Source organism: Sphingobacterium sp. NPDC055346 (assembly GCF_053645235.1).
Window position 1 is genome coordinate 314,817 of sequence record NZ_JBSHMI010000003.1, and the last position, 13,464, is coordinate 328,280.

The following is a 13,464-nucleotide window of genomic DNA, read 5'->3' on the forward strand; positions in this document are numbered from 1 at the left end:
AAAAAATGATATTTTTGTTATAACTAAATTATGAATATCATTATCCCCAAACAACAATAACCGGTTGGATTGGGACAAAAATTAGGAATGTATGGAAGCTTTAAAGACTATGGAAGCAAGGTATCCAATTGAGTTTACTGTGCCTGCTTTTGGAGCTGGTTCGTTTTATATTCAAGAAGACCTTAGGGAGGAATTCTATACCCACTATCATAGGCATAAGGAAATTCAAATTTCCTATATCCTAAAAGGTAGGGGTTCGGTCGTTATCGGAAACTTAATACAGCCTTTTTTTGAAAATGAAATCTATATCTTAAAGGCCAACGACCCCCATATCTTTATTAAAGAAGGAGCTGAAAATGATCAGATCCATGTTGTCCATATTTTTGTTGCCTTCGACAAGATGCAGTCCTTCTTCAATATGCAGGAGCTGCATCGGATCAGGGATATCTTTACAACCTTGGATTCCAGTAAAAAGTTGTTGCAGAAATATAGCCTGCCAGTGAGGTCCATCTTTCAATCATTACTGCGAGAGGAGGGTCTGCCTAAACTTATGCGCGTATTGGAGGTCTTCGAATACCTGATCGCCAATGAAAAGGAAATGATCTCCCTGTATTCTGGACTTCCTGAATCAAACTTCAATGATAAAGTCGGGGTCCGTATCAATGAAGTCCTGCGATATTCCCTAGAAAACTATAACAGGGAAATCAGTATCGATGCGGTTGCCAAACTCATCCACATGACCCCATCTGCATTCTGTAAGTATTTTAAAAAGCATACCATGAAAACCTATGTAACCTTTTTAAATGAAATCCGAATCGAAAAAGCCTGCCAATTGCTCATCAACAAGTCCACAGAAAATATTTCCGAAGTCGCCTACCAATGCGGATTTAATACCGTCGTCCATTTTAATCGTGTATTTAAACATATCCTCCATAGTTCACCCTCTGAGTTTATCCATCGACATGCGGTGAATAATATGGCGAATTAAGGAGGAGATTTGAGATGGGAGATATGAGAAGTGAGGCAGTGAATTTTCCGAAAGGGTAATTTTTTTAGTCATTCTGAGGTTTATCCGAAGAATCTCGGAGTAATACAAACAAAGATTGAATTGACGTAAGGGCACTCCATCTTCGATGGAGAATGAAGGGAACTGTTGGAGGAGAACCGTACAGATTCCTCACTGATCGTTCAGAATCAAAATATGCTAATGAAGGATTCAGAGTGAAGCGAAGAATCTATTTTTGTTTTTTTCTTGGGGATGCATTCATTCCGAAGTCGTAAGATGAGGAAACTATTTTCTGGGGATTAATTTCCGCTTTAGAGGATTTATAGAAAAATATTTCATCCCTGCTAAGGGTTGTGTATCCCAAAGATATCCTTTGACCTATTCCAGTCCAATCCTCCCATCCAGTACCCTGAGCGGCGTATAATGGCATCCTGATTCAACAACGGGCGTTTGCAAAACGCCCCTACAGTATTGGGGTCTTTCCAACGACACAATAGCAAGATGTTCCTGGTCTATCCTCACATCCATTTAATCCTGTTTCTTGCCCAGTTCTTGGCCCATCCTCCCATCCCTTTAATCCTGGTTCAAAATATTTACCCAATCGCCTCTACATTCACTTCAGCACACAGCTCTCTTATCTCTTATCTACTCCAAATTTGGAATTTGGCTCAAAATTTGTTATATTACTAGCAAACAATAAAAGAAAGGTAAATAATATGATTAAAAAAGAAAGAAGTAAAAAAGAAAAAATGATCCAGAACCCATTCTCATTCTATGTAACGAATGTAGGGTTTATCGGAAACCAACCAAGCCCACAAAATAGAAGTGTTAACAAGAAAAGTTAACCCTTCTACAAAACCAAAACAAATTAAATTAGACGTGCTTTTTGAGAAAAAAGCATTTTGTGTTTCTAGCGGGTTCCTATTCTCGCGGCCCTAAATCCCCAGCCTCATTTCCGAATTAAAAATTGAAACTGGCCGTCCTTTTAGGATTGTCTAGTTTGGTGCTTTTTTTAACATTATTGACCTTGATATGCATAATGTTCGACTGATTCTTGAAATCCTGGAAAAGAAGCTGGTTGACAATATCCAATTTGCTGATCGAATTAACATTGCTGACTTCAAAATAGCACCAAGCAACATCCTCCTCAATTTCATAGCCCACATACTGTAAGTTTCGAAGATGATTATTGATATTGATCTTGAAATTTTGTCGGATGTATTTCGAAATGGCAGAATCTGCCGCAGCTTTGTTTTTGGGATGGATTACATCGATATGCTGGCCTAATTGGTTTTTCAAGGCTACTTCCAGATCATCATAAAACAATCTGCAGGATACCTCAATACGTTTTTTGCTTGGGTTGAAGTCTACTGAACTAATGCTAACATAAAAAGGATGCGCAAAAGCAATAAATGCCGTAAATATTCCAACAAGCAGCAATCCTAGTCTTAATTTCTTCCAATCCATTCTATTGATTTTTTGCAACAATTATGTGCAAATCTGCCTAAAATTAGTAAATCCGTTTGTCTATGTTAAAATAATATTAATTTTGCTATGTTATTATTACAAGACCTAATTAATGAGCGATTTCTCTATCTATTTTCAGCTTGGTTGGCAGCATATCTTGGACCTGACGGGTTATGACCATATTCTTTTTGTTCTCGTTTTATGTTGCAGTTATACGCTAAAAGATTGGAAGAAAATTCTTTGGCTGGTAACCGCATTTACGGTCGGCCATTCCATCACCTTGGCATTGGCAGCATTTAAGATCGTCAGGGTAGATACCGCCTGGGTGGAATTCTTGATTCCGGTGACCATTTTGGCCACTGCATTCTATAATTTGCCCAAAAGAAGAAAGCAGCGAAGCCCATATGTCCTTTATGCGATGACCCTATTCTTTGGACTGATCCACGGTCTTGGATTTTCAAATTACCTGCAATCGTTGTTGGGACAGGAAGCAAATATTGTACTGCCACTGCTGTCCTTCAATATAGGTTTGGAGTTTGGACAACTTATCATTGTCTTTTTTGTTATTCTGCTGTCGGAGTTGATGCTCAAGATTTTTGCGGTCAGCAACCGTGATTGGAGCTTCTTCCTCTCATCGGCTGTTATCGGAATCTCCTTTATTATGGCACTCGAACGTATTCCATTATGAAATTATATTCATCAATAATCAAAACCTTCTGCCTTGCCCTTGTAGGTTCGGCAGGCATATATGCTGCCCAAGCGCAGATGCAGCATAACCCAGGTTCCAACCATGGGAACAAGTTTGAGCAACTGGGTAACCTGTTGACGGATCCAAATATCTTTCGAACGGCATCTGGTGCACCAGGGGCAATGTATTGGCAGCAGAAAGCCGATTATGTCATTGATGTAGAGATCGATGATGTCAATCGCGTGCTGAAAGGGTCTGAAACCATTACCTACACCAACAATTCTCCAGATCCATTGACCTATCTTTGGATTCAGCTAGATGAAAACGAGCATGCGGACAATGCCGAAAGTAAACGGTTTGACCAAAGTAGCTTAAGGGAGAAAATGTCAATAGGCGAACTGAAATCATTGGTTCCAGAGAAAAAAGGTTTTGGAGTCAATATCCATAAGGTGACCGATGGAGCCAATAAAGCGCTAAAATATACCATCAACTATACCATGATGCGTATTGATCTTCCCACAGCGTTGAAGCCTGGCGCTAAATTCGTGCTGAAGATTGATTGGGATTATAAGATCTCAGACCGTATGGTTGAAGGTGGTCGTGGTGGATTTGAGCATTTTGCTAAAGATGATAATAACCTATACACAATAGCACAATGGTTTCCACGTATGGCAGTCTATTCCGATTTTCAGGGATGGCAAAACAAACAGTTTACCGGAAGAGGGGAATTTGCGTTAGTTTTTGGTGACTATAAAGTAAATATCACGGTTCCAGCGGACCATGTGGTAGGAGCGACAGGTGAATGCCAAAACTATGCACAAGTATTGACCTCGACGCAATTGGCTAGATGGAAGCAGGCTCAGCAATCGAAAGAACCCGTTGAGATTGTTACTTTAGAGGATGCTAACAAAGCCATTCAACAGAAATCCAGTGCCAAGAAAACTTGGGTTTATGAAGCCAAGAACGTTCGCGATTTTGCCTTCGTTACCTCTCGTCGCTTGATCTGGGATGCTTTGCGTGTGAATGAAGGTGTTCCGGGAAATCAACCAATGGCCATGTCCTATTATGGTCCTGAGGCTTACCCATTGTACCGTAAATATTCCACCAAAGTTGTTGCCCATACCTTAAAGACATATTCTAAATTCTCCATTCCATATCCTTATCCCGTAGCTATCTCTGTGGAAGCAGCAAATGGTATGGAATATCCGATGATCTGCTTCAATTATGGCCGTGCCGATGAGGATGGTACCTATACTGAAGCCGTAAAATATGGCATGATCGGTGTAATTATCCACGAAGTTGGACATAACTTCTTTCCAATGATTGTCAATTCGGATGAGCGCCAATGGACTTGGATGGATGAAGGACTGAATACGTTCCTTCAATATTTGACGGAACAAGAATGGGACAAGGATTTTCCTTCCCGTCGTGGACCGGCCTACAAGATCGTGGATTACATGAAGCTTCCAAAAGATCAGTTGGAACCTATCATGACCAATTCAGAAAATATCGTTCAATTTGGACCTAATGCATACGCTAAACCAGCGACAGCTCTAAATATATTGAGAGAAACAGTAATGGGGCGTGAGCTCTTTGACTATGCCTTTAAGGAATATGCAAGACGATGGGAGTTCAAGCACCCTACTCCGGCCGACTTCTTCCGAACCATGGAAGATGCTTCTGCCGTAGATCTTGATTGGTTCTGGAGAGGTTGGTTCTTTGGAACTGATCCGGTTGAGATTTCCTTAGATAATGTGACGCAATATAGAATGAGTGGAGCAGACCCTAAGAAAACGCAACAGGAGAAAAAAGAAGCATTTGATAAAGACCTGAACAGTATTACGCGTCAGCGAAACATGGAAGAGAATATGGCTTTCTTGGTCGATAAGGATACCTCTCTTCTGGATTTTTATAATAAATGGGATCGTTTCGCCGTGAAGCCAGCCGATGAAACCAGCTACCAAGATTTCTATAATAAGCTAACTGATAAAGAAAAAGATATCTTCAATGGTAAGACTACATTCTATGAGTTGAACTTCAGGAACAATGGTGGATTGGTCATGCCATTGATCATCGAATGGACCTTTACCGATGGAAGCAAAGAGATCGATCAAGTCCCTGCTTATATCTGGAGAATGGATGAAAATGAAGCAACGAAAGTATTTGCAAAGAGCAAGCAAGTTGCCTCCATTCAATTAGATCCGTATCGTGAAACTGCGGATATAGATGAGTCCAACAATGCATGGCCTAGAACTTCTCAACCTTCCAGGTTTGAGTTGTACCAGCAGAATGGACGGGCAGCTCGCGGTCAATCGGCCGAGAGCAATCCGATGAAGGAAGCTAAAAAGCAAAATAATAGATAGGTAATACTAAACCAAAAATATAAGGGGCAGTTCAAATTTTGAGCTGCCCTTGTGTTTTATTCTACAATTTTTTGACTATTTTATCCTGGTTTTGCTTTGGTCTTATTCGGGACACATTCCGAATTTTCCGAATATGGCTCGAACAAGGGTAAAGCTTGGTCAAGAGCTCGTGGTCTATGAACGCTTGATCTGAGAAAATTTCAGATGAGAGATAAGAGGGTTTAGATATCCTAAAACTAAGGTCTGTCTGACTTCAGCCTGCTGAATACCAGAAGATCCCTAAATTGGAAATTGCCCATCCATTCCCCATTCCTTTTGGTTCCTTCAAGTTTAAAGCCTAGTCTTTTGGGAATATTGATGCTTTTTTCATTGCCTATGGCGCAGCAGATCTGTATGCGTTCTAATTTAAGCTCTTCAAAAAGCTCCTGGATCAGGGCTTCCACCGAGCGGGTCATGATCCCCTGGTTTTGGAAATCTTGGGATAGCCAATAGCCAATTTCCGTGTTTTTGTTCAATAAATCGGTTTCCTTGGTGCCGATCAAGCCAATCATACGGTCATCGAAACAGATCTTATAGACATAGTCTTTTTTAAGCTTTCGGCTCAGTATTGCCATTTCAACAAAACCCTTGCTGTCTTCTACTCTGTTGGTAAATTGGACGAAAGGGAGCCATTCTCCGAGATATTCCCTTTGGCTATTGATGATGTTGTACATGCGAATGGCATCACTCTCGACGATTGCTTTCAAGCTGATTTGAGGATCTATTTCGATGATTCTTTTCATGTTTGGGTCTTAGTCAGTATTTCTCTTAATGCTGCGGAAACTCGTTCTTGGTCTTTTTCGGAATTCAGATCTAGTCCGCAGAAGGTGCTTCCATTTGTTTTGGCGTGAAGAGCTAGGTAATATAAGCCTGCAGTTTGCAAGGCAAGGATGGCGCAGGTGTCGACATCGGAATTAGGGTGGCTCTTCTCGTATTTACGGATGAGTTCCGCGCCAATTTCTTCACGGCTATCTGCTAGTTTACGGAGGATTTCCTTGTTTTCAGAGAGCTCCCACTGCAGGATTCGCTGTAGGATCTCGTCGTTAAGAACAGCATTGAACTGTCCTTGCAAGAGCGCAAACATTTCATCATCCTGAATGATCTCCTGGCTCAATAATCGGGAAATAGTGGATTTGGCCTTGGTTTTCCAATAATCCCTCTTTTCGATGTATAGCTCCACCAAGTTGTCCAAGTTGTCAAAATAAGTATAGATCAATTTACGGTCGACTTTTGCTTCTGTGGCAATATTTGCAATGGTCAACCCAGGGTAACCATGTTTTTTTAAGACTTTTCCGACGGCATTGACGATTCTGTTCATCGTTCTTGCCTTTTCACGTACGGGTCCAGAGGTGATTTTTCTGGATTTCTGCTCAGGATTCGGAGCTTTTTTCATATCTGTTTAAAATAGTAGGATAAATTTAAGCATTATTCACAGCATAGGGAATAAAGTGAGTAATATCATTATTTATCAGGTTGCTTCTGCGGCTCTGTATCTTCCCTTATGATTTGGGCTTTGGCATATTGATTTAACGCTTTGTAGTGCCTATAAAGTATTCTCTTTTCTAGGCTTTTTGGGGCCAATACCTTAACACATTCCCCGAATCCCAATATCTCTCGCTCCAGCTCAAGATTCAGTATCACGTCTATCCGTATGGTAATGGAACCATCATCATGCCTTTTTTGGATCTGTTGGGAGCTGTGCAAAGGTTTGGTCTCTACATAGGGTGCATTGGCGGCGTTTACCTGTAGGATGACTTTCTGACCACGTTCCTTGGCAGACTTGGTAACACCTATGGTATCTGAAAAGTAACGATCGAAATCAACACCTTCATAAGGTTGAAACCCATTTTTGGCCATCATGTCAATTTCAGCCATCCGGTCCAGTGCCAAAGTAGTTAAGCTTGAATGGTGCTTTTTACAACAGATTAGAAACCATCGGTTTCTATACTCCTTTAATAGATAGGGGCTGTATACTTCAACTGTGGGCTGTTTTGACTTGAAGGATTTGTATTTGATTAAAACAGGGTTTTCGTCCTTTATGGCTTGATAGAGTGGGGTAATCCATTTCAATCCCTTTAATAAAGGATTGGCTTCAAGCTGTACAATGGACTTGCCTTCTCCCTTAGAAGCGTACATCTGGCTCTCTAAACGGATAATCATATCGCTCATTTCCTCAAAAAATGTAAAGCCATTCAAATGTTTCAGGACATCGACGGCTTCTTTCATTTTTTCCATGTCCATGGAGGAAATAGGAGAGTTGCTAATGCTGTAATTCGGGTCATCGTAGCTATAATATCGACGGTCCTTCACAACTATAGGAGCATTATATCCAAGTTTATTGCTTCGCATCAACTGTATATCGCCTTGAATTGTCCTTTTACTGACACCACTATTGATCCCTTCCAACTCGTAAAGTGCATCCGAGACCTTTTCTATCAAGTCCTCCAAGGTCCATTTCCTATGGGTTTGTTGAAGGCATTGGTCGATGATTTTGTATCGAATAAGAGCAAGTTTGTTTGTAGACATGGATTTCCTTTCCTTTTTGGATAAAATAAAGATAGATAATTTAACATTACTACGCAAAGTATTTGCGTAGTAATGTCTTTTTGTAAATATGTTATAAAAAAGTTGTTAAATTAATTACTTGATATACAGTATAATAAATGTATATTATTAAAATAATTTGAATAAAATTTTACTACGCATAAGTGTTGCGTAGTGCTGTATGCATCTTTGTAATGTCGGGTATGACAAATGTTCTTTGATTAAACAAGCGATAAGCTTTTTATACGATATATGTCCAACAGGATATATAATCTGTAGAGATCAAATCGTAATCCTGGTGTCCTGTTTCTGTATGGCAGGCTAGTGCTTTTCCAGTAGGATGAAGTATACTGATTATGAGATGGGTCTATAGATTAATTGTTTGCAGTGCAGGTTCGAATCCTGCTCCTGGTTTCCAGGATAATTCAAATGGCTAGAATAACAAACCCATGGTTGAAATAGGACCATAAACATCCTCACACGATGCATTTCCGTGGTAAAACACGATGGACGAGTTTAGGTCTTCTCTAAAAAGATTAAAAGCTTATTGCCAATGGTTCGGTTAAAGGCATGTTCATGCCAATAACAGTTGGAAAGGATCTTTGCAACTTTTTGCTAGACCTAGACCAAAGGCGAATTGTTCCTGAACTACCGGAAGACCTGTTCTTCCAGTGTAGAAAGGGCAAGGTCGCTGGATGGTCTAGGACTACCCTAGAGTTCCGTTCCGGACCGATGAACGATTGGCAATAGCTTTTTAGGATTAAATGAATGAGTGAAATAATTAAATAGAAAAACAATGAAAAAGGTATTAATTAACAGAAACGAAGTAGGATTGATCATCAAAAACAATGCTGTAAAAAGGGTTGTGACTGAAGGAAAATACTGGTTAGGCTTTGGGGAATCCCTTGAGCGCCATGATATGGCGAAACCATTTCAGGTTGCTTATCATCTAGATGTTTTGTTGACTGTACCTGGATTTGTAGAATTGGTTGAATTTGTTGAGGTCTTGGACAATGAAATCGCTTTGATGTTCAAGAACAAGAACCTTGTAGGCTTGTTGAATGCGGGAAGACATGTCTTCTGGAAAGGATTGGATGATTTGGAATTCCAAATTGAAAATATGGATACCTTGGAGGTACCTTCATCCATCAACAAGGCTTACTTAAGGAAAGACTTGTTCAAACCTTATGTGAGCAGATATCAGATTGAAGAATTTCAAGGAGCATTGCTTTTTGTAAATGGAAAATTTGAAAGAGAATTGTTGGCTGGGGAATACTTCTTTTGGAAAAACGCTGATGCCATTCAGGTGGCCATCGTGGACAAAAGAGCTATGTATATGGAGATTCCAGGTCAGGAAATCTTGACTAAGGACAAAGTGCAGATACGATTGAATATTGGTTTCCAATATCAAGTAAAAGATATCAAGATGGCCTTGTTGGAAAACCAATCCTTTGATAATCATTTATATGTTTTGATGCAAATGATCGTAAGAACGTATGTATCTGACCAAACATTCGATGGATTATTGGAAAATAAGGATGCGATCGCAAAGGTGATCTTGGAAGAAGCGAAGAGGTCGGTTCAGCGATTGGGAATTGAATTGATTTCCATGGGTATCAAGGATATTATCCTTCCGGGAGAAATCAAGGATATCATGAACCAAGTGTTGGTCGCTGAGAAGAAAGCTCAGGCGAATATCATTACCAGAAGGGAAGAAACGGCCTCGACAAGGAGCTTGCTGAATACCGCGAAGCTTTTGGAAGAGAATGCGATGTTGTTCCGGTTAAAGGAAATGGAATACGTGGAGAAGATTGCGGACAAGATCAATACGATTTCTGTTTCTGGAAACGGACAGATCGTGGATCAATTGAAACAATTGTTCTTAAATAAATAGGAAGTCCTGCAGGGTAATAAGGCCCTGCAGATTTATTAAATGGTCATTATTTGTTAAATTAATGAAAGATGGAAAATAAGAGAATTAATGGCAATGATTTGATTGCTTTAGGATATAAGGAGAATTTGGCTATTGGGGTTGCTTTGAAGATCAATAAGAAGCGATTGGGTTTTAGCAAAGAGGAAATGTTGACGAAATTTAAAGCTGTTTTGGATGATCCAAAAGGTTTTGCTGAAGATCCCTTGTTTTCACCGCTCTCATTTGCCTTGTTGAATATAGAGGAATTGGAAAAATACAATATCCCCTTGAAGACTGAAGAGTTGCCATACGAGGTGTATGGCGCTGAGCAAATTGAGGATGGGGCAAAGAGCCAAATGAAAACGGCGATGAAACTGCCGGTAACGGTTGCCGGTGCCTTGATGCCTGATGCACACCAAGGCTATGGATTGCCTATTGGTGGGGTATTGGGAACGAAAAATGCAATCATTCCTTATGCTGTTGGGGTCGATATCGGTTGCCGTATGGCGCTCTCCATATTTGACCTTCCGGCCAGTTATGTGGATACCCATCGGGACGAGCTGAAAAAGATCTTGATGAAAACCACGCGCTTTGGTGCAGGGAACGGTTTCTTGAAAGATGAACGTCTTGACCACGAGGTGTTGGAGAACGATCAGTTTGATGCCAATCCTTTTGTGAAGCAATTAAAAGATAAGGCTTGGACACAGTTAGGATCTTCAGGTGGTGGCAACCACTTTGTGGAGTTTGGCATCATGGAATTTAATGAAGAGGATAAAGAATTAGGGGTTCCTCAAGGACAGTACTTGGCTCTATTGACGCATTCTGGCTCTCGTGGATTGGGAGCAATGATCGCCAATCACTATACCAAAAAGGCTATGCAGTTCTGTCAATTGCCGCATGAGGCCAAGCATTTGGCTTATTTCGACTTAGATTCTGCTGAAGGTCAAGAATATTGGTTAGCCATGAACCTAGCGGGGGACTATGCCTCAGCCTGCCATGAAGTGATCCATGAAAAGGTGCTCTCTGAATTGGGTGCTGAGCGATTAACGAAGGTGGAAAATCACCATAACTTTGCTTGGAAAGAGATGTGGAAAGGAGAGGAGCTGATCGTGCACCGTAAGGGCGCAACTCCAGCGGCAAAAGGGGTGATGGGAATCATTCCGGGATCGATGGCTGCACCAGGATTTCTGGTGCGTGGAAAAGGGGCTGAGGGAGCGATCAATTCGGCTTCGCATGGTGCAGGACGATTGATGAGCCGTACCCAAGCGATAAAGACCTTGTCACGAAAAGAGCTTAATCAGCGGTTGGAAGATCTAGGGATAACCTTGATCGGAGCGGATTTGGACGAAGCACCAATGGCCTATAAGAATATCCATGAGGTCATGGATGCCCAAAAGGAATTGCTGGATGTGGTTGCATCCTTCCATCCAAAGGTGGTCCGCATGGCTGAGGATGGTTCAAGGGAAGATTAAGCATGGAGGTATTGGCTTTTTGTTCGGTTCTTTGACCTTAATATTGCCTTTTAATAAAAAGGGATAAGGTTAGGCAGGATTTTTACCTGCCATCTTATCCTTTAGTAATTGTCACACTAATTACTCTCTTTAATATCTTAACTGGTTGAAGTTCCAGTTTTTGCCATCGATGATGGTCAACTGGTTTACAGGGACATTAAGTCCCAGAATAACTTTCAGGGTCAACATGGCCATCATGGTTCCAGTGATTCCCGCCAAAGCTCCCAGAACCCCAAATTGGTCACAGTTCTGTACATCCTCTGGATTAGGGGGACTTGGAAATATATCCCTTAGGTTCTTGCTGCCCTCATAATTGAATACAGCCACTTGACCCTCAAAGGAAAATATGCTTCCATAAACGAGTGTTTTTCCCATTTTGATACAGTGGTCATTAATCAAGTATCTCGTTTCAAAATTATCTGAACCATCTACGATGATGTCGTATCCCGAAAATACAGCCGCAATGTTTTCCTTATTTAGTTTCTGGTCGATGGGCTGGAAAGAAATTCCTGAATTGAATTGGCGTACAAAAGAATGTGCACTTTCGACCTTTGGCCTTCCAATAAAGCTTTCTTGGTGTATCACCTGTCGGTTTAAGTTATGGATTTCAAGTATATCAAAGTCGATTGCAGCCAATTTCCCAACGCCTGCTGCTGCAAGGTATTGAATGACAGGGGATCCTAATCCGCCTGCACCGATCACCAGAACCCTTGAGTTTCCAATCTTGCGCTGGCCTTCAATGGATACTTCTTCTATGAAGATCTGTCGGCTATAGCGACTGAATTCTTTATCCATGGTTGCTGTTTGAGTTGCTGAATTGTTCAGAAAAACAGGAGTCCCAATCTTTCATGATAGGGTCATAGCCCTTGGCCTTTATTCTGGTCTTTATTTCTTCCATACTTCGTTCATCGGAAATTTCAAACTGCTCCAGGGATTGCGGGTCCACGACATATCCACCAGGATTGGTTTTTGAGGCAGCACTCATGGTTGTTGCTCCCAATGCGATGATATGGTTCCTGAAGTTTTCACTTTCTCGCGTAGAGATTGAAATCTCCAGATCCGGATTCCAGATCCTATAAGCGCAGATCAATTGCAACAAGTGACGGTCCTCCATAATGAAGTTGGGTTCAATTATGCCCTCCGCGGGTCGCAATCGTGGAAATGAAACGGAATATTTGGTTTTCCAATATCGCTGTTGTAGGTAATTCAGATGAACCGCATTGAAGAAGCTGTCAATCCGCCAATCCTCTAGGCCTAATAGAACGCCTAGACCTATTTTATGGATTCCGGCAGAGCCTATGCGATCTGGTGTTTCTAATCGGAATTTGAAATTGGACTTTTTGCCTTTCGGGTGGTATATTTTATAGACTTCCTCGTGATAGGTTTCTTGATAGACCAACACTGAATGTACTCCTGCCTGATGGAGCATGGCATACTCTTCCTGGGAGAGTGGCTGTACCTCAATGGAGATATTTGAAAAAAAGGGTTTCAAGAGACTGATGGCGTTCAGGAAATATTGGATTTCTACGGTCTTATTGGCTTCTCCCGAAACCAATAGGACATGATTGATCCCCATCTCTTTTAAAGCCATGGCTTCCAAGATGATTTCAGCATTGCTCAAGGTCCTTCGTTTTATTTTGTTGTCCATACTGAAGCCACAGTAGGTACAGATGTTCTGGCATTCATTGCTCAGGTACAAAGGGGCATACAGTTGTATGGTCTTGCCAAAACGCTGTTGGGTCAACTGGCTGCTTAGTTGTGCCATTGGTTCCAAATAAAGTTCTGCAGCAGGTGAGATTAGGTTCAGAAAGTCCATGATAGACTTCTTAGGCCGAATCAGGGATGATTCAACATCGGAGGGTTTGCAATTCTGTATTTTGTTTTGGATTTCTTTCCAGTCGTATTGGTTTAAGGTTTCTTTGATGTCCATCCTG

12 protein-coding genes are annotated in these 13,464 nt (G+C 41.1%); 6 read left to right on the plus strand and 6 right to left on the minus strand.

Annotated features, from left to right (window positions below; translation table 11 throughout):
• Positions 1–91: 91 nt before the first annotated feature.
• Positions 92–988, plus strand: coding sequence for an AraC family transcriptional regulator (locus ACWICE_RS08310; protein ID WP_185211507.1), 897 nt, complete (start codon positions 92–94; stop codon positions 986–988).
• A gap of 978 nt (positions 989–1,966) precedes the next feature.
• Here ACWICE_RS08310 and ACWICE_RS08315 read toward each other — a convergent pair.
• Positions 1,967–2,473, minus strand: coding sequence for a DUF6702 family protein (locus tag ACWICE_RS08315; protein WP_313258794.1), 507 nt, complete (start codon positions 2,471–2,473; stop codon positions 1,967–1,969).
• A gap of 112 nt (positions 2,474–2,585) precedes the next feature.
• Here ACWICE_RS08315 and ACWICE_RS08320 point away from each other — a divergent pair, with 112 nt between their 5' ends.
• Together ACWICE_RS08320 and ACWICE_RS08325 are read left to right on the plus strand one after the other, a co-directional pair.
• Positions 2,586–3,161 carry a HupE/UreJ family protein gene (locus ACWICE_RS08320; protein WP_185211509.1) on the plus strand — a complete coding sequence of 192 codons (576 nt, stop codon included), beginning with the start codon at positions 2,586–2,588 and terminating at the stop codon, positions 3,159–3,161.
• Complete coding sequence (locus ACWICE_RS08325; RefSeq protein ID WP_313258792.1) at positions 3,158–5,524, plus strand: M1 family metallopeptidase; 2,367 nt, start codon at positions 3,158–3,160, stop codon at positions 5,522–5,524. The genes ACWICE_RS08320 and ACWICE_RS08325 overlap by 4 nt, the downstream gene beginning before the upstream one ends.
• 236 nt (positions 5,525–5,760) lie before the next feature.
• On the opposite strand, the gene ACWICE_RS08330 is transcribed toward ACWICE_RS08325, so the two are convergent.
• The 3 genes from ACWICE_RS08330 to ACWICE_RS08340 form a co-directional block, all read right to left on the minus strand.
• Positions 5,761–6,306, minus strand: a complete 546-nt coding sequence (locus ACWICE_RS08330) for a GNAT family N-acetyltransferase (RefSeq protein ID WP_454298065.1) — start codon at positions 6,304–6,306, stop codon at positions 5,761–5,763.
• Positions 6,303–6,956: a TetR/AcrR family transcriptional regulator gene (locus ACWICE_RS08335; RefSeq protein WP_454298066.1), complete on the minus strand. Its 654-nt coding sequence runs from the start codon at positions 6,954–6,956 to the stop codon at positions 6,303–6,305. Before ACWICE_RS08335 ends, ACWICE_RS08330 begins: the two co-directional genes overlap by 4 nt.
• 68 nt (positions 6,957–7,024) lie before the next feature.
• A complete protein-coding gene (locus tag ACWICE_RS08340; RefSeq protein ID WP_254528387.1) occupies positions 7,025–8,089 on the minus strand; it encodes a helix-turn-helix transcriptional regulator in 1,065 nt (354 codons plus the stop codon).
• 594 nt (positions 8,090–8,683) lie between these two features.
• Between ACWICE_RS08340 and ACWICE_RS08345 the strand changes: the two genes are divergently transcribed.
• From ACWICE_RS08345 to ACWICE_RS08355, 3 genes are all read left to right on the plus strand, one after another.
• Entirely contained in the window at positions 8,684–8,857 is a 174-nt protein-coding gene (locus ACWICE_RS08345; protein ID WP_454298067.1) for a hypothetical protein, read from the plus strand.
• Between the two features lie 46 nt (positions 8,858–8,903).
• Positions 8,904–10,001, plus strand: a complete 1,098-nt coding sequence (locus ACWICE_RS08350; protein WP_454298068.1) for a slipin family protein — start codon at positions 8,904–8,906, stop codon at positions 9,999–10,001.
• A gap of 68 nt (positions 10,002–10,069) precedes the next feature.
• Positions 10,070–11,491, plus strand: coding sequence for an RtcB family protein (locus ACWICE_RS08355; protein WP_454298069.1), 1,422 nt, complete (start codon positions 10,070–10,072; stop codon positions 11,489–11,491).
• Positions 11,492–11,620: 129 nt separating this feature from the next.
• On the opposite strand, the gene ACWICE_RS08360 is transcribed toward ACWICE_RS08355, so the two are convergent.
• Positions 11,621–12,325, minus strand: a complete 705-nt coding sequence (locus tag ACWICE_RS08360) for a HesA/MoeB/ThiF family protein (RefSeq protein WP_454298070.1) — start codon at positions 12,323–12,325, stop codon at positions 11,621–11,623.
• A complete protein-coding gene (gene thiH, locus ACWICE_RS08365) occupies positions 12,318–13,460 on the minus strand; it encodes a 2-iminoacetate synthase ThiH (RefSeq protein ID WP_454298071.1) in 1,143 nt (380 codons plus the stop codon). Before thiH ends, ACWICE_RS08360 begins: the two co-directional genes overlap by 8 nt.
• Positions 13,461–13,464: the final 4 nt, after the last annotated feature.